Origin of the sequence: Syntrophotalea acetylenica, from assembly GCF_001888165.1 — a bacterium.
GTDB lineage: Bacteria > Desulfobacterota > Desulfuromonadia > Desulfuromonadales > Syntrophotaleaceae > Syntrophotalea > Syntrophotalea acetylenica.
On sequence record NZ_CP015455.1, the window covers coordinates 2,256,125 to 2,272,800 of the forward strand.

Annotated in this window: 19 protein-coding genes; 3 read left to right on the plus strand and 16 right to left on the minus strand. The window is 52.8% G+C overall.

Annotated elements, in window-relative coordinates:
• Window positions 1–6: 6 nt before the first annotated feature.
• The 4 genes from virB9 to A6070_RS10405 all read right to left on the minus strand — a co-directional run bounded on the left by virB9 (window position 7) and on the right by A6070_RS10405 (window position 2,313).
• Window positions 7–843: a P-type conjugative transfer protein VirB9 gene (virB9, locus tag A6070_RS10395; protein ID WP_072285694.1), complete on the minus strand. Its 837-nt coding sequence runs from the start codon at window positions 841–843 to the stop codon at window positions 7–9.
• A 1-nt stretch (window position 844) separates the two neighbouring features.
• Window positions 845–928, minus strand: coding sequence for a VirB8/TrbF family protein (locus A6070_RS16745; protein WP_145928217.1), 84 nt, complete (start codon window positions 926–928; stop codon window positions 845–847).
• A gap of 23 nt (window positions 929–951) precedes the next feature.
• A complete protein-coding gene (locus A6070_RS10400) occupies window positions 952–1,581 on the minus strand; it encodes a VirB8 family type IV secretion system protein (protein ID WP_083568960.1) in 630 nt (209 codons plus the stop codon).
• Between the two features lie 207 nt (window positions 1,582–1,788).
• Window positions 1,789–2,313 carry a type IV secretion system protein gene (locus A6070_RS10405; protein ID WP_072285696.1) on the minus strand — a complete coding sequence of 175 codons (525 nt, stop codon included), beginning with the start codon at window positions 2,311–2,313 and terminating at the stop codon, window positions 1,789–1,791.
• Window positions 2,314–2,382: 69 nt separating this feature from the next.
• Here A6070_RS10405 and A6070_RS10410 point away from each other — a divergent pair, with 69 nt between their 5' ends.
• A complete protein-coding gene (locus A6070_RS10410) occupies window positions 2,383–3,726 on the plus strand; it encodes an IS1380 family transposase (protein ID WP_072285697.1) in 1,344 nt (447 codons plus the stop codon).
• 201 nt (window positions 3,727–3,927) lie between these two features.
• On the opposite strand, the gene A6070_RS10415 is transcribed toward A6070_RS10410, so the two are convergent.
• Genes A6070_RS10415 through A6070_RS10445 form a run of 7 tightly spaced genes read right to left on the minus strand, consistent with a single transcriptional unit; the run spans window position 3,928 to window position 9,285 of the window.
• Window positions 3,928–4,533, minus strand: coding sequence for a TrbL/VirB6 family protein (locus A6070_RS10415; protein WP_072285698.1), 606 nt, complete (start codon window positions 4,531–4,533; stop codon window positions 3,928–3,930).
• 12 nt (window positions 4,534–4,545) lie between these two features.
• Window positions 4,546–4,815 (minus strand): EexN family lipoprotein, encoded by a 270-nt coding sequence (locus A6070_RS10420; RefSeq protein ID WP_072285699.1) that lies wholly within the window; start codon window positions 4,813–4,815, stop codon window positions 4,546–4,548.
• 13 nt (window positions 4,816–4,828) lie between these two features.
• The gene (locus tag A6070_RS10425; RefSeq protein ID WP_072285700.1) at window positions 4,829–5,473 is read right to left on the minus strand and encodes a type IV secretion system protein; all 645 of its coding nucleotides are present in this window, start codon (window positions 5,471–5,473) and stop codon (window positions 4,829–4,831) included.
• On the minus strand, window positions 5,470–7,920 hold the full coding sequence (locus A6070_RS10430; RefSeq protein WP_072285701.1) for a VirB4 family type IV secretion/conjugal transfer ATPase: 2,451 nt from the start codon (window positions 7,918–7,920) through the stop codon (window positions 5,470–5,472). Before A6070_RS10430 ends, A6070_RS10425 begins: the two co-directional genes overlap by 4 nt.
• Complete coding sequence (locus A6070_RS16750) at window positions 7,917–8,231, minus strand: VirB3 family type IV secretion system protein (protein WP_072285702.1); 315 nt, start codon at window positions 8,229–8,231, stop codon at window positions 7,917–7,919. Before A6070_RS16750 ends, A6070_RS10430 begins: the two co-directional genes overlap by 4 nt.
• Before the next feature lie 12 nt (window positions 8,232–8,243).
• Window positions 8,244–8,567 (minus strand): TrbC/VirB2 family protein, encoded by a 324-nt coding sequence (locus tag A6070_RS10440; protein WP_072285703.1) that lies wholly within the window; start codon window positions 8,565–8,567, stop codon window positions 8,244–8,246.
• Between the two features lie 19 nt (window positions 8,568–8,586).
• Window positions 8,587–9,285, minus strand: coding sequence for a cell wall hydrolase (locus A6070_RS10445; protein WP_072502078.1), 699 nt, complete (start codon window positions 9,283–9,285; stop codon window positions 8,587–8,589).
• 738 nt (window positions 9,286–10,023) lie between these two features.
• On the opposite strand from A6070_RS10445, the gene A6070_RS10455 reads away from it, so the two are divergent.
• Together A6070_RS10455 and A6070_RS10460 are read left to right on the plus strand one after the other, a co-directional pair.
• A complete protein-coding gene (locus A6070_RS10455; RefSeq protein WP_072285706.1) occupies window positions 10,024–11,043 on the plus strand; it encodes a hypothetical protein in 1,020 nt (339 codons plus the stop codon).
• Window positions 11,044–11,230: 187 nt separating this feature from the next.
• On the plus strand, window positions 11,231–11,893 hold the full coding sequence (locus tag A6070_RS10460) for a hypothetical protein (protein ID WP_072285707.1): 663 nt from the start codon (window positions 11,231–11,233) through the stop codon (window positions 11,891–11,893).
• 298 nt (window positions 11,894–12,191) lie between these two features.
• Here A6070_RS10460 and A6070_RS15725 read toward each other — a convergent pair whose 3' ends face one another.
• The 5 genes from A6070_RS15725 to tsaE form a co-directional block, all read right to left on the minus strand.
• Complete coding sequence (locus A6070_RS15725; RefSeq protein ID WP_169824166.1) at window positions 12,192–12,347, minus strand: hypothetical protein; 156 nt, start codon at window positions 12,345–12,347, stop codon at window positions 12,192–12,194.
• A gap of 165 nt (window positions 12,348–12,512) precedes the next feature.
• Window positions 12,513–12,839, minus strand: coding sequence for a ComEA family DNA-binding protein (locus A6070_RS10470; protein ID WP_072502079.1), 327 nt, complete (start codon window positions 12,837–12,839; stop codon window positions 12,513–12,515).
• A gap of 232 nt (window positions 12,840–13,071) precedes the next feature.
• The gene (cimA, locus tag A6070_RS10475; RefSeq protein ID WP_072285710.1) at window positions 13,072–14,646 is read right to left on the minus strand and encodes a citramalate synthase; all 1,575 of its coding nucleotides are present in this window, start codon (window positions 14,644–14,646) and stop codon (window positions 13,072–13,074) included.
• Between the two features lie 43 nt (window positions 14,647–14,689).
• Window positions 14,690–15,922: an aspartate kinase gene (locus A6070_RS10480; protein ID WP_072285711.1), complete on the minus strand. Its 1,233-nt coding sequence runs from the start codon at window positions 15,920–15,922 to the stop codon at window positions 14,690–14,692.
• Window positions 15,923–16,189: 267 nt separating this feature from the next.
• Window positions 16,190–16,672: a tRNA (adenosine(37)-N6)-threonylcarbamoyltransferase complex ATPase subunit type 1 TsaE gene (tsaE, locus tag A6070_RS10485; protein ID WP_072285712.1), complete on the minus strand. Its 483-nt coding sequence runs from the start codon at window positions 16,670–16,672 to the stop codon at window positions 16,190–16,192.
• Between the last annotated feature and the right edge of the window lie 4 nt (window positions 16,673–16,676).

The following is a 16,676-nucleotide window of genomic DNA, read 5'->3' on the forward strand; positions in this document are numbered from 1 at the left end:
GATCCGTCATCGTTCTGCTCCCTTCACCACCCGCTCTACACCGCGCACAGTCGTGCCGGCCGAGTTTCCGATACCGTCCGGATCGTATGATTTGTTGAGGATGCAGGCCACGGCCCCTCCCTTTCGCAATACCATTTGCCGCGCAATTTTATGCACCGCAATGGTATCCGGCCGTGCCGGATCGATATGCGTATTAACCAGGCTTTCCGAGCCATCCGGATTGATCACATAAATGGCAGGCATTTCCCGGTTATTGGTGAATTGGAAATAAGTGAAACGCGAATCGTCAAAAGCCCTGTTGGGAATCACTTCCGCGGAACCTTGAGCCCAATAGTTCCAGTTGGTCGGAACGGGTATATTATCCCGTTTTAAACGTTCCCGGAGTTCCTGCACTTTCGCTTTGGCACGTTCTTTGGCGGCTTCATCCAGCGGGTAGCAAAAATTGACCTGAAAGAACATATCATTCGGACGAGGATGTGCACCGTTCCGGGACCAATGCGCCGACAGTTCAAAGTTATAAACGCGACGCGAGGTAATGACCGTCATATTGGTGGCGGCTTTGTCTCCTACGGGCTTGAGGAAAAGATGGTTTTCCACTGGGGCCACTTCCCAGGCTTTCTTATCGCCCATGGCGATCTGTTGCACCATCTCCCCCACAGCGAATTGGATGTGTGTCGAAAACCCGTAATGTCCTACCAGCTGCACGACTTCGGCAGCGTTATAATCGATGAATTTAACCCGCTTATCGCAAGGACCGCCTTTGGGCACTTCAAGAGACAAAAGAGATGCCGGCAGAAATAAAAAGGCAGCGAACAAAACGGTAAAGGATGCGGTCCGGATCATATCAGCCCCCTATGCTTTCCTGATCGTTCCGGTATCCGACGACCTGGAAGCCCAGAGGGTTTTTAAGGCGATCCTCAACCTTCATGGCGGCATTACGATAAACGAAAGTCACTGTTGCCCCCAGTGTGTGATCGCATTTATTTCACCGGGGCGTTTAACCGTCTTGGTGTATCGAACCAGAGCGGTTATCCGTTTTTCCCCGTTAACAACTTCGCCGGAGTTGATAAAAGAAATGCTTTTGACATGGGTTGCGACTTCGGCATTTTGCCCAAAAACCAGAACCGGCGCCGCAGGGTTGCGTTTGGGATCCGTATAATCTGCATATTCTTGTTGAATGCCGGAGGCTGACAACAGGCCTACTATGCGACGGTCATAATCCCGCGTATCCCATTGATAGCGTTCCCGATAAAGGATATATTGCCCCAGCCAATACTTATCGAGGGCCTCTCGAGCTTCCTGCTTTACCACGCCGTCGGTTTCGGCAAGGACAGAAACAACGTCTACCAAACCGGTATTGTTGTCCACCCGGATGACAAACGGTTCAATGCTTTTCAGCGGAGTCAGGCTGGCGATTGCAAAGCCCTCGATTACGGCGAGGGCTATCGCTATTACGGCAACAAGCCACGCGCGCCTTTCAGATTTTTTCATCCGGAAGGTCGTGTCTATGTCCCAGCTGCGTGCTTCTGAAAAATATTCCTTTTCCAAAGCGGCCTTTGTTTTCCCGGGTTTTTTAGCCATCGTATGGATCTCCTCGAACCTTTTTAGCTGCCCCGGGCCTGAAGAGCCTTAATCTGCTCTCCGGACATCATTTCAGGGTTGATCGGATGCAGCCCCATCCCACCGACGTCTTTACAACAGGGCGGTCTCGGGGGAGAGCAAGCCACCAGCGTAAAAAGCAGGAAAATGATAAATACAGGGTGTTTCAAAATTGCCCTCCTTTTTTCTTCAGACCTGAGTAATGGAATTCCCCCGCCCGAAAGTCTTCTTAAAAGCCTCTGTCCCTTTTTTTGAGGTTCTTGTTTTATTTTTTATACTCCTGGCACCTTTTCTATAGGTATTGCCTGCTCTCATAATCCCTGTAGGGCTCATAAGACTTAAAGTCTTACCTATGATGGCCGCAGTTCCCAGGGCGACGCCTCCCCCAAGGGCGGAGGCTACTGATGGAATCTGTAGCAGGAGAAGAACTGTTATTGCGAACACAATCAAAAGCTTCAGAATACTGTCTATATTGGTCAATCCTTTAGCATAGGTTGTTGCTATGTCTCCCATTGCTCCATCAGGAAAACCCATTTTTATCACAAAGGCATTTGCTAATTTAAGGGCCACCAATCCTAAGCCAACCGTCAAGATAAGAATCATTCCGTAATTACATAGTTGGTTTAACCAGCTTTCGAAAAATCTTTGTGTTCCTTTAAATAAAACCTGAATCAGTGAGTTTGTAATCGTAATTTCTTGTTTGGTCTTTGACAATCAGCTGATTTTGTTGGGCTTTTCTGCTACTATCGAACCGCTTCGAAATTCACCCAAGGAGATTTTTTCATGACGTTTCCGCGGTTCACTATCGAGCAGTCCGACAGCGAATTCTACACCTCCCAGTCCGGCATGGCCCTGGTCGGACTGGCCGTCAACCGCTACACCACGCTCGCTTCTCGGGTGGCCAAGGCCGCGCCCTGCCAAGGGATCGCCACCGCCGACGTGCTGCGCTGCTATCTCGGGCTGCTCTGTCAGGGCAAGAGCGACTTCGAGGCCATCCGCCCCTTCTGGGAGGATGATGAATTCTTTGCTGCGGCCTTGGGAGTGCAGAACGTGCCCTCCCCCGAAACCCTGCGCCAGCGCATGGACAAGGTCGCCGAAGCGGTGCGCCCCATCGTCAACCTCTGCACCGTCGAGTTGCTGAAGAAGGCCAAGGCCGCGCTGTCCACGCTGCCAGCGGGTCACATGCCGCTGGATTTGGACGTCTTCACACAGGACAACTCCAACACCAAGAAAGAGGGTGTCTCCTGGACCTACCGCAAGTTCAACGGTTTTGCACCGATTGCAGCCTGGCTTGGCCTGGAGGGGTGGTGCTTGGAGATCGAGCAGCGCCCCGGCTCCCAGCATGCCCAGGAAGGTTTCGTCCCTTTTCTGTTGCGGGCCATCCACAAGAGCCGGCTATTGACCGAGGCCCCCTTGCTGGTGCGGCTGGACAGCGCCCACGATGCGATCATGACGTTGGTGACCTTGGTCAGTGAGCGGGTCGACTTCATCGTCAAGTGGAATCCCCGGGGAACCGACGTGCCGGCCAGAGCCAGCGAGGTCTTCGCCAAGGGCAAGATGATCAAACAGGACAAAAAGGGCCGCATCGCCATCATGACGGAAATCGTCGAGCGCACCTACAAGGACGAGGATGGCAAGGAAAAAACCATCAAAGTCCGCCGTGTGCTGCGGGCCACGGAGCGCTACTTTGAGAAGGATGGCACGCCGCTGCTGGTCCCCGACGTCATGATCGAGGGCTGGTGGACCAACCTGACCGTCGCCAAGGACAAGGTGATCGAGTTTTACAAGGGGCATGCGCTGTGCGAGCAGTACCATTCCGAACTCAAGAGCGACATGGACCTGGAGCGGTTGCCGTCAGGCAAGTTCGCCACCAATGCCCTGGTCATGAGTTGTTCGGCCCTGGCCTACAATATCCTGCGGGCCGTGGGCCAGGTCGGCCTGATGGGCAAGGCCCAGGCGAAACGCGCCAAGCAGCGGCGGCGGATCAAGACGGTGATTCAGGACCTGATCTACTGCGCCGCTCGGTTGATCCGCCATTGTCGTGGCCTGACCCTGCGGTTCAGTTGTCATGCCCACGATCAGGCCGCGTCGTTTGCAACAACCTACGCCCGGTTTGCGTACGGCTAAGGCTCCAGCCGGCACAGCATAGCTTCTGAAAAACCGCAACCGAGGGTGTGGCCAATGCCGCTCGCCCAGAAACAGGAGAACCCGCTCAACATCGCCTTAGAATCAGCTGAATTGTCAAAGAACGGCCCCGCCTGACCGGAAAAACGGTTCAAGGCGGTGGCGTCACAGGCAAAGTGTCTCGCGAAAATGGCTACGCGAGCATTACCCGAGAGGTGCAGACTGGCTTCTCACTGATTCAGGTAAAAGAAAAACTATAAATAATGGCCCAACACCTAATAATATTGCTGTCATAATTTTTGCCGATATCATAAAAAATGCTACAGCTAACAAAAGGGCTGTGCCTAAAATCATAAATGCAAATCCAAGAATATACATTCCAAAATTCCCATTTAGTACCCCGCCTTTTTCAAAGAACTCATCGGTTATTTCAAAAACCTTGATGTAAAGATTATCTAAGGAACCACCTATTGAGCTGTTTATTTTATCAGGATTGGTCCCCATTATTACTGCGGCAATTTGTTCGGGGCCTTTGTTAAGGAAATTTGCAGTAACATTCATATAGGTACCAAGGGTTAAACCCAAGGCAAAAATGAAACCTATCCTTAAAATACGAAAAATGCCTTCCTTTAAAGGTTCATTCGTTTGCCCCATCATGGCCATATAGCCCCATATCGCCATCCAGACAATCATGAGGCTTTGAAAAATAGGTTTGACAAACTTTATGCTATTGGTGGCCGTGTCGATAATATAGGTGCCTAGCGTTGTGTCTATCAGGCCAAAAATTCCTTGAAAAAGATCGGGCCCCATGTTGGCGCTCCTTTATTTATTCATCCTTTTCCGCCGTACCCGGACAACTGTTTCAGCTTCTATGGCGTTGTCACAGTTAGGCAAATCTTTAAGCTCCCAATTGTTTTCGCTACAGACAGACAAAGCTTTGCGTCTTGCGTCAGGGTGTTCTATAAACCATTCGAAGGATTTTGTTTCTCCTGTCACAAGCGATTTATCCTGGCCACAGCCGCCCAAAAAGCAGCAAGAAAAAACAACAATAAGAAGAACGGCATTGCGTACGGACAAAGTTTTTTTAGCCATTATTTTTTCTCCTTTACCAGTCAATAGGGGTATACTCTCCAGTTGTCTCAACGGTCATTTGCCGGATTTTTTGCTTGTGAGCAGCTTCCCGAGCTTCGGCCCGGGCTTGAAGCATGGCAAGCTTGACCATTTCATTTTGCAAAAGAACTTGCTCTGCCTGAATCCTGGCTTGCAGATCCAAAATGTCTTTCTGGTCCGGACAGTTGTTTACCTTCGCCACCAGCTTTGAAAGCTCACTGAATCTATCCCGGGCTTGCTCCAGTGATTTTTCAGACTGTCCAAGCCATGAAGACACATTCTCGTTCGCCTCGTCATAAAGTGAGGCCTCTTTTCCTGTTAGACCGTTTTCTTCCGCACTCTTAAGCCCCAGATCTTCCAATATTTCGGCCTGGTTCAGATCCATGGCTACGTCGTATTGAGAGCTTATAATCCCTCCCATGCCCCGCGATCCGCTGATGCGGTCCAGCTGGGTTTCAGCGATTTCCAACTGATTTTTCAGCTGTTCGATTTGCTTTACCATATACATGACCTGCTTAATAGACTGGGCCAAATTGCTTGTATCGATAACCGGAATGCCCCCCGCAACTGCCTTTCTGGGGAAAAAAGAGGCAACTGTGAGCGCTCCGGCCAGTATGACGGCGACCGTTTTGCATTTCATTTTGCAAGCCTCCTTTGCTTATGGAAGATCGGCAGCCATACGGCCGGATCTTCGCCATGGTTTTCGATAATGCGGGCAACCATCTGCACATTGTCAGTAGTCCCGGAAATCACCGCCAGTTCGTCATCAAAGCCCTGCAATTTCAATTCTGCAACTACGCTGCTTTGTCCTTGTTTGATGAGAAACCGCCGCGATCCGGGAGCCATATCTTCTTTGATTAATTGAAATTCCCTTTCGGACAGATGGAAGCCGTCCATGTAGTCTTTCCGGTCGGCTTTCGGATTCGGCATGAAGATCATGGTGGCGCATTGCTCGATCAGGGTGTGGGCGATGGGCGATTCGAGCACGTCTTTCGCCGACTGGGTACCATAGACCATGATGCCATTCTGCTTCCGAATGACCTTTTGCTTGTTCTGCGCAAAATCCTCGAAATACTCATCCAGCAGGAGTTTCCAAAATTCATCCAGAAACGCCATGAATCTGCGTCCGTCGATCAACTGCTCGATGCGATAAAACAGGTACATGATGATAGGGGTGCGGATTTCGTCATGGTCCAAAAACTCCGTCACATCGAACCCGAAAATGGTATTGTTTTGAAAATCCAGACGGTCTTCCGGGTTATCAAGCACCCAGGCAAGGGAGCCCTCTCCGCACCACTTTGATAGCCTGGCATGAGGGCCTTCTGGGTCCACGGGATCGAGAAAATCCAAACAGCGACCCAGGCGACGCAGATGCTCCGGCAAACCCATAACACCGCGGATAGCGTTGTCGATCTCCTTTTCCTGTCGGTTTGAGAACCCGCCGCCGCAAATCTTTTTAACCAGGTGATTAAGAAACAGCATGCTCGCTTCGGTGGTCGCAAGGTTGAAAGGATTGAACCCGGTGGGTTCCCCTGTTTTAAGGGGAGAATATATGCCCCCGCTTGCCCGCACGAAAATCTCCAATCCCCGGTCTTTGTCGAAAACAACCTGAGTAGGTCGAAACTTTCTGGCTTGGGACATCAGGAAGCCTTGAACAACTGTTTTTCCCGAGCCTGACGGCCCGATAATCAGGGTATTGCCGAGGGCCTTTTGCTCTTCTCTTTCTTCCTGCAAACTGTCAGCACCTAACTCCCGTTCGGCTACGGCTTTCATTTTGGCTTTGGCGTTGTCCAGGGGCTCATGGAAATTAAAGTAATAAGGAGCTCCGGAACTGGTGCGAAACATGGCCACAGCAGGTCCCCATTGGTTTCCGGTCGGTCGGCCCGTCGGGTAGTTGTGGAAGCTGGAGAATCCGGCGAAATTTCTCGAACTTATCGGAGCCGGCCGGGGCCGATATCTGAAATTACCAGGCAATTGTGCCCAATAGGCAGCTCCCAGGGCCCAATCCTCACGGGCCACCACTATCGAACAATCTGCCATTTCCGCCCGAGCGGCCGCCAGGTTGGCCCTTAATTGCCGGAGATTTTCCGCGAAAACAGCCAAAGACAAATGATGCTCGCCGTAAACAATGCGTCCGGAGGCCAGATCGTCCAGAGCGTCGTCTATTTCTTCGACTTGGGACACGGCAAGGTCTCCGGCGGTTTGCAGCCTGCGTTGTTGACGTAGCAATAATTCAATGGCCACCGGTTTTGACAGAAATTGGAAGCTCTGTGTGAGGATGAGCGGAAAGGGAGCGGACAGCAGTGCATTAAGAAGCCCCGGTTCGGTACCTTCCGGATATTCGGAAATCCCCAGAATCGCGCCTACTTTGCTCTCCACGACCCCGCGGAGTTCCAGTGCATCCGATCCGAAAAAGGGCCTGTTTCTGGCCAGGCAATCGGAAATTTTCTGACGTGGGAGTGCGCGGGGGATCCAGTCGCCATTAGCCAGATAATCAAGGAACTCCAGAGTCTCCGAATGCAGTCGTCCTAAACGGACATAGGTGCCGAGAATACGAGGACCGTAGGCTGCAAGAGAACCGACCACAACAGAGACGAGCTCATTCAACTTCTCTATGGCTTCGTCCTGTTGCTGTTTCAGAACCTCCGGATTTATTTCCAACCGTGAAAAAATCCTGAAAGGCCCGGAAGCTTCTGGACGGTAAATGACTGTCAGGTAAAGTTCGTTGACCATCATTTTCTTCTCAGCTAAGTGCTTTCGGTATTTTTCATCCAACGCCCTATCTAAAAGTCCGCTATGCTTTCCGTCCGGATAAGTGTTCTCTTCGCGTCGGATGGTATTCGACCAAAGACAGACCCGCGGGGATGATATATTGCGAAGCAAAATATTGATCTGGTTTTTCCAGAGAATGACATTTTCCGGATCGGCAGCCTCATGGGCCACACCGCTCAGCTTTATAACCTGAAGATAATGCCCTCCGGTTGTTTTAACCGTCGATTCATTGACCTGAACGGAATAAGGGATAAAGTCGGCCACCGGATTTTCGCGCTGCCACACCCCCTGTGTTTTGGCCTGCTGTCTGGTCATGATCGTAACCTTTTTCCGGCCCGCGTATTAACCAGGGGACAAGCCGTCGCGGCTCCCCAATGACGCCACCCGAGTGATCTTAATTTGGTTTGAACCCACAGAAACAGGAGTCGGATAATCCTGGGATCACGCATACAAAGTAAGTACAAGGTGCCATGAATGGGAAGGTACAGAAGCAGGGTAAACGGATTGCCGGTACCAATCATAAGAATGGCCACCAGGACAAACCCGACGATGATGCCGTCCATTGTAACGCCCCACTTCATTGCGGGCCTGGTAGGCCCGACAAACAACGGATCTGTTCCATCCATGTCCACACTCCCTCAGGATACGGCAGCAATAATGAGATCGACGATGGTCGCGCCACCAAAAACCAGAACAATGCCCAGAACATATTTCAAACAGGCTTCGCCCGTAATCTTCCCTGCCCAGGCCAGATAGCCAAGAATAACAATCCCGATGATCGCTACGCTGCGGGCAATACCATTGGTTAAAAGATCGAGCACCCAATCCACACCGTCCTCGATAGGTCCTGCAAAGGCCAGACTAGACGAAGACAGTACAAAAATAATTGCCAAAGCCATAATGGAGAGGGCTTGTTGTTTTCGGGATGAGGCTTCGGTGACAGCAGTTTGTGTGGTCTGCATAGCTTCTTCTCCTTGTCATTTATTGGATCACCCCGGTTGCCTTCCGGGTGAAAACGTCCCGAGAGGCGTTTTCCTGAAGATTGAGCCGCCGGGCTATGGCATAAATATCCCAGGGTTCCGGAGCCGGTGGTTTTTGGGCCTGAACTAAAACAGGGATCGTCTTTTGGTTTTTGATCACGGAATAAAACTCGTGATCCCGGATAACAGCGGCGGGTGTCGAACCATTGAAACGAATCAACCCCTTGGGTGTTTGCCCGGCCGCCTCTCGTTGTGCGACTATCACCGGGTTCTGAAAATAAAGGGAACCATTTGTTAAGTCGGGGAGGCGACCATCGAGGGACAGGTTAATGATGGTGTCAATTCTTGCCCTCTGCCTTGGGGTAAGACTTGGCAGATTTTTCCATCCTCCTGCCCGGGTTGCTGGCTCGAACTGGTTTTTCGCGTTGAGGATTTGGGTAATAGAAGATCCGAATTCCCCGGATATCAGTCGATTCAGAATCACATGAACAACGGCGGCCATTCCACTGTCTCCCTGATCTCCAGCTTCCGCATACGTCACCCGGCCGATAGCATCCCGGTCCTCTTCGGACAGCTCAAAACTGCACAATTTTATTCTCTGGTCAGCAGTTATGGTTTCATTGGCCCAAGAGTTAAAACTGCTGAAGATCAAGCCGCAGAAGACAAGAACGCAAACCTTGATTCTCATCAGCGTCATCATTGATCCCTTCTTCTACGGATTTCTGCGCGAAATATCGTGGTTAAGAGTCCGCTTTTCAGGAGCGTCCCCAACTGCAGGACAAAGCTGAACGAGCTTCAATTGGGCCTTGATCGTATCGGACCACCATTTTAGTTAAAGCCCATCCGCTCCAAAACGACACCGATTTTCCGAGTATTTTTGTTATAAATTTGAAGTCCCCGGCCGCGAAAACTACGCTTGGGAAACATGGTAAATTTTGTCATTTCTACAATGTGCATCAGGAATTGACGCTGGGTCCGATCTATCGGTGGAGAAAGGAATTTTCAAATATTCACCAAAAGTAACGCACCCGATATGCACATTAGGAGAAAAGCGTTTTCTCTTCATGAAAACATATCCATCAATTAGCTTTTTATATTTTATTTGAAGGATTTGGTCAACTGTTTTTTATTAAATATTTTGCATTTTTCATAAAGAGCCTATCCATTCTAGAGGAAGCAAAAACACCAACCCAACCCCTCCTAAGCCGAGGTCGTCTCATCCCAAACCGGCCCCCCCTGTAACAAGCCCTGACCGATTAGCCGCTCGTGGTCATCCGCCTGGGCGGATGACCACCCTGCGCGCGGTTGGAATGTTGCGATTTCTTTGCGAAAAGATATTCTTCAAGAACACCTCGTGCGACAAGCATCAGAGCCCCGGCCATGATCGAGGGACCACCGGGCAACTCATATTGTCCCCTGGCCTGAAAGATCGCCACCTATGGATGCGAACAGAAGCCTCCTGCAGCGATTGTGCTATGCAATACTGGCCGCGATCTGGCTTCTGACCTGCTGCATGCCGGCTGCCGCTCAGCCGCCAGGCAACAGGGACAAGCTGCTCGATACGTATCGCCGGAATCTGGCCCGCCTGGATGAAAACAGCTTCGGCCTCCCTCTTCTTGTCCAATCCTCCGAGCAGGGCGAGCACTCGACGGTGGATGTTTACGGGATTTTCGAGTATCCCTTCGAAGAGGTCGTTGACACCCTCAGAATACCGGCAAACTGGTGCGACATTTTATTTCTCCACCCGAACATCAAGGCAAGCACCTGGCAGAAACGGCAGAACGGCTGGGCTCTGACTCTCTACCTGGGCCGCAAAAAGTATCAGGCGCCGGAAGACACCCACCCGGTCCTTTACAACTTCCGGATCGCGAGCCAGCAGCCGGACTACCTGCGCATAGCGCTGACCGCCGCCAGCGGGCCTTTCGGCACCAGAGACCATACCCTCTGTTTCGAGGCCCTGCCGCTGGACAAGCACAGATCTTTCGTCCACGTCAGGTATGCCTACAGCAGCAGCGGAGCCTTTCGTCTCGCGGAGCAAGCCTACTTCGCCACCCTTGGCCGCAACAAAATCGGATTTACGACAACCGGCACGGACACAAATGGCCGCCCCGTCTACATAAAAGGTCCGCGGGCGGCACTTGAACGCAACGCCGTGCGGTATTTTTTTGCTTTCCAGGCCTTTATGGATACGCTGAGCGTCCCGCGGGAAAGCCGCTTTGCAAAGAGAATCCACCGCTGGTACGCACTGACAGACGCTTACCGAAGACAGCTTTATGAGATGGACAGGGAGGATTACGCGGCGACAAAGACCCAGGCCTACAAAAACCAGCAATGGCTTCAAAGAAACATTGAAACAGCAACCCCACGGTCATCGCGTATCACCAACAGGATTCTCCGCTACCGGGCAAAAAGCAACGTGATGCTATACACTTGTTTACGCAGGAATTTTGTCATCTGAATGCCTTGAAGTCCGTGACATGCCGGAAGCGCCTTGCGCACCATGCCACCGCAGTCCGCAGACGCTGCCGACAGCCTCAAAAACGATGAGCCGGTTGTTGCGCCGCAGCAGCGCAGACGCGCCAGTCTGCCTGTGCAGGCAGACTCGCCGGGATACCGGAAACCAGGGGGGGGACGGTCGCACTGCCATGCGCGCAAAAAACCGGACAAGGTATGGGGTGTTCAAGGAGACGGAACTGCCCCTGGAGGTGGTAATCCTGATGCTTGGCGGACTGGCCATGCTGATTACGGGGTTGCTGCTGTTGCCGGTGTCGGCCGGCTTACTCCCGTACTATGCCAACGGTTTGTATGGATTGTTACTCGTCATGTTCGCCCTTCAGGCGATATCCCTCGGAAAGACGCCCTTCGGCGACATGAAGAGGTCCAAGCCATTGCTCGTCGCCGGCGTGATGGTGGCTGCGGTGGGCATTGTCACCTGTTTCATCCCGGTTTTTGGCCTCATTCCACGGCTGCTCTTGTTTCTGTGTTTTGCCCCGGGCGGCCTGCTGCTGCTTTTGCAGATGTGTCTTTGCAAAGACAAGCTGAGGCGGTGGGCTGGCTACGGGGGGATTTCCCGACATTTGATTGCCAGTTGCAGCGCCGTCTATGTGCTCTCCATCCTGACCGGGCTTCTGGTGTGGAATGAGAACCTGCTGACGGTCGTGTTCGGCGTGTCGATGCTCGTCCCGGGCCTGGTTGCCACGCTCGTCATCGGTGTGATTCTTGCCGCGAACGGCTGTGTCCTGCTGTATCTTCTGAGCATCCTGGTCGTGCTGGACAAGAGCCCGGATGGCACCAAAAAGGTGGTTTGATTTCCTTTTCCGAAGCCCCCCCTCAACCTTGAAGGAGGTTCGATATGTTCACGTTTGAAGACGGCAAATCCTACCGCATGCCGGCCCATTTCGGCGGCTCCGCTTTCGACCCCGATGCCAGGATACCGCCCAGGAATCCCGTGGGCCAACATCTTTACCCTGCGGTTGTTTGTCGTATTTTAAAACAGGGAAGAAATCCCCCTCAAACAAAACAAAAAGGCCGGGAGCAAGGTCCGGCCTTTTTCAGATTACTGGCAGCATATAAAACGCAGTATTAAAACCTTTCCAGCATGGCAACTCAGCCCAGATACAGGTTGCGGCTGCGCGCACGATTGGCAAGGATGGTATGATCAATAATTTCACCGCAGGCAGAGCATTTCCAAGCGTCAAACACCCTCACGAAGTCGTAGTATTTTTCAGCATACATGCGGCCTTTGCACTTAGGACATCTCATGTTTTCCCCCTTGGTTGAATAAGTACTGCCTACAGGTAACGGGTATGTAAAACATCATTTCACGTCCCGTGCCAGTACTTGCCACATGTCGGTAAATTTTTTAAGGGGTCTAATGGAAATAGATAAAACATCTATTTTACAGACAGTTAGGAACTGGGTTTTAATTCAAAAAAATTTTTGAATGCGTCGAATCGTCCCTGGCCCGATCCCTCGCACCCTCTGCAGGGCCTGCAGACTGCCAAATGCGCCATTTTTTTGGCGCTCATCCATGATTCGTTCCGCCAATTTGGGCCCGATGCCCGGCAAGGCCTGCCAATCACTGAAGTTCATGGAATCGGGATGCAACGGAATCCCCAGGGTCATGCGCTGCGCCGCCGGCATAAATTTTCGCGATAAATCAATGGCATGCCCCTCTTGACAAACCAGTTCCAGAGTTTCGCCGCTGTGCACGGGCAACGAAACCAACAAATCGTTCCTGATGTTATCGTCCATTTTACAAGCCGCCATTTGGATGACGCGTTCCGCGAAAGTTGCGTCAAAAAAGTGATGGCACCCTGGATCTCGAAACCCCTTACCAAGGCAAACAGCCATATGATCGGGCTTTTGATGATAAAAAACCGGGCTATCCTCCCCCAGGGGAAAATAGCCCGGCACATGCGCAGCAACACTATGGCGAGCAAAACGGCAACCAGGAGCAGCGTCCCGTTGTCTCGTCCCATGTTGGTCAGGTCCCTTTACTGTCTTTGAGAAGCTTGTACAAAAAGGCGTCTATCAGGGCATAGTAGGAGGCATCGATGATGTTGTCACTGACTCCAACCGTGCCCCATCGCATGGTCTTGTCGCCCGATTCGATAAGCACGCGCGTCACCGACGCGGTGCCCCGGCCCGCCGGCAGCACCCTGACCTTGTAGTCAAGCAACTGCATTTCCTTGATCTGCGGGTAGAAGTTTTCCAGAGCCTTGCGCAAGGCGTGGTCCAGTGCATTCACCGGCCCGTTGCCTTCGGCGGCGGTATGCTCGACATGGCCGCCAACCTTGATCTGTACGGTAGCCTCGGAAAAGGGTTTTTCCTCCCCTTCGCGCTTGCTGTCGATGACACGGAAACCGACCACCGAAAAAAACGGCCGCAGCGTCCCCAAGGCCCTGCGCATCAGCAGGTCGAAGGAAGCCTCGGCTCCCTCAAACTGGTAGCCCTGGTTTTCAAGATCCTTGAGCCTTTCCAGAATCTCGATGGTCAGAGGGTCCTTGCTGTCAAGCTTGATGTTGAACTGCTCGGCCTTGGCCAGAATGTTGGAGCGTCCGGACAGATCGGAGACCAGCACGCGACTGACGTTGCCGACCCGTTCGGGACGGATGTGCTCATAGGTTTCGGCATGGCGTTGAATAGCGGAAACATGAACACCGCCTTTATGGGCAAAGGCCGAATTGCCGACATACGGCTGATGCTTGTTGGGCACCAGGTTGGCCAACTCGTAGACAAATCGCGAGACCTCCCGCAAAGAAACAAGCTGTTGGTCCGTGAGGCACTGCTTGCCCATTTTCAACATCAACGACGGGATAATGGAACACAGATTCGCGTTGCCACAGCGTTCGCCGAATCCGTTGATGGTACCCTGCACATGCACACAACCGCAATCGATGGCCACCAGGGAATTGGCGACGGCGCATTCACTGTCGTTATGCGCATGAATACCCAGAGGGGTGGCAATATGCTTGCGCACCTCGGCAATGATCGGCGGCAGCTCAAAGGGCAGCGTGCCGCCATTGGTATCGCACAGTACGATGCAATCCACTCCGGCGTCCTGAGCCGCCCTGAGGGTGTTAATGGCATATTCGGGGTTGGCCTTGTAGCCGTCGAAAAAGTGTTCGGCGTCGTAAAAGACTTCGGCGACATTCTGCTTGAGATAGACCAGGGAATCATGGATGAGATCCAGATTCTCCTGCAGGCCGATGCGCAAAGCTTCGCGTACGTGAAAATCCCACGTCTTGCCGAAAATCGTGATGACGTCCGGCTCGGCCTGGATCAGAGTGCGCAGGTTGTTGTCCTTTTCGGGCGTACTTTTGGCCCGGCGGGTCGAACCGAAGGCGGCGATTTTGGTCTGTTTGATGGATGCCTTGCGGATTTTTCGAAAAAAGTCGATATCCTTGGGATTGGATCCCGGCCATCCGCCCTCGATATAATGAATCCCCAGTTCGTCGAGTTTTTCCGCAATGCGGATCTTGTCCTCGACCAGGAAGGATATTTCTTCGGCTTGGGTACCGTCTCTCAGGGTGGTGTCGTACAATCGAATCGCAGTCATTGACCTACCTCGTGGCTGCCGCCGGACATCCGGTGGACAGTCTTCATTCAGCCCTGGTGTCTTTTTTGTCCAGACCGAAGGCCTGATGCAGAACGCGCACCGCCAGTTCCGTGTATTTGGCATCGACAATGCACGAAACTTTAATCTCGCTGGTGGAGATCATCTGGATGTTGATACCCTCCTGGGAGAGCACCTGAAACATCTTGCTGGCGATGCCGGAATGGGAGCGCATGCCAACCCCCACAATGGAAACCTTGGCAATGTTCTCGTCGCTGCGCACGCCAGCTGCGCCGATTTCCAGGGCGGTCTCCTCGACGGCCTTGAGGGCTTTTTTGAAATCGCCGTGCGGTACGGTAAAGGTCAGGTCGGTCAACCCGTCGTTGGACACGTTCTGGATAATCATGTCGATGGTAATATTGGCCGTGGTCAAAGGAGTGAACAGCCTGGCTGCGATCCCGGGTTTGTCCGGAACCCCCATTACGGAAATCTTGGCCTCGTCTTTGTTGTAGGTAATGCCCGAAACCAGAACGGTCTCCATATCCTCGTCCTCCTTGGTTACCAGGGTCCCTGGATTATCGTTAAAACTGGAACGCACGTGGACCACCACGCCGTATTTTTTTGCGAATTCCACCGAGCGGATCTGCAGCACCTTGGCCCCGAGGGATGCCATTTCCAGCATCTCGTCGTAGGAAATTTTATCGATTTTGGTCGCATCGGTAACGATGCGCGGATCGGTGGTATAGACGCCATCGACATCGGTATAAATTTCACAGACATCGGCCTTCAGCGCTGCGGCTACCGCCACGGCGGAGGTATCGGAGCCGCCGCGGCCGAGGGTGGTAAGGTTGCCTTCACGATCGACCCCCTGAAAACCGGCCACGACGATGATGTTGCCGTTTTTGAGATCCTCGCGAATATTTCTGTCACCGATCTCCTCGATGCGCGCCTTGCTGAAGGTGCTGTCGGTAATAATAGGAATCTGGTGACCCAGATAGCTCTTGGCCTTGTACCCCATGGAATTCAGGCACATGGACAGAAGCGAAATCGTGACCTGTTCGCCGGTGGCAACCAGGACATCGTATTCGCGCTCACTGGGAAAATCGCACATTTCATTGGCCAGGGTAACCAGCTTGTTGGTTTCCCCGGACATGGCCGACACGACCACCACCACATCGTTGCCGTCATCGTAGGTCTTGGCAACGCGACGGGCGACATTGCGGATCCTGTCCACGGTTCCGACCGACGTCCCCCCATATTTCTGTACTACCAGGGCCATAGTCCCCTTCCTCCTTTTCAATATGAAAAATCAGGCCGAGCGCCAACACCGGTTTGCATGCATCGGGTCGCTTGCCTGGATCCTTTCGGTCTGGTTCGGGCCGCGAGCCGTGCTTTCGCACCGGTCCGCGCCGTTCCCTGCCCTATACACAGCGTGGAAACAATGGCGTACCGGCAAGGCGAAAGTTTCTGCATAACAGGAATCCGGTTGCCGGTCAAAGTATTTTTGCCGGCAATGTCGATCTGATCAGGGTGTCCCCCCGGACCTTTATTTTTGCCCCTGCCAGGCAGACTGCAGAGCCCGCAGCAAACGCTCTCCCCCTGCGCCGATAGCGTGTACCCGGATGCTGCGACGATCCATGCCCCGGTGACCGATATGAATATTCAGCCCGTCCTGGCACAGGTCCGGAAACCGCTCGGCCCATTCCACCACGGCGACACCGTCGCCGGGCAAATAGTCATCCAGGCCCAGTTCTTCCAGTTCGTCGCGGTCGGCAAGACGATAAAGGTCGAAATGGTAAAGAGGCAGTCGCCCTGCATACTGGTTCATCAGGGTATAGGTAGGACTGGTGACGGCTTCATTCTCGGATACGCCAAGACCGCGGGCAATCCCCTGCGTCATGCAGGTTTTTCCGGCCCCCAGATCGCCGTTCAGCAAAATGACCGCGGGGGCGCCGATCATTCGTCCCAGCCAGCAACCGAATCGCTGGGTTTCCTCTGCCGAAACGGTATCGACCTGCCATTGCGTCACAGCG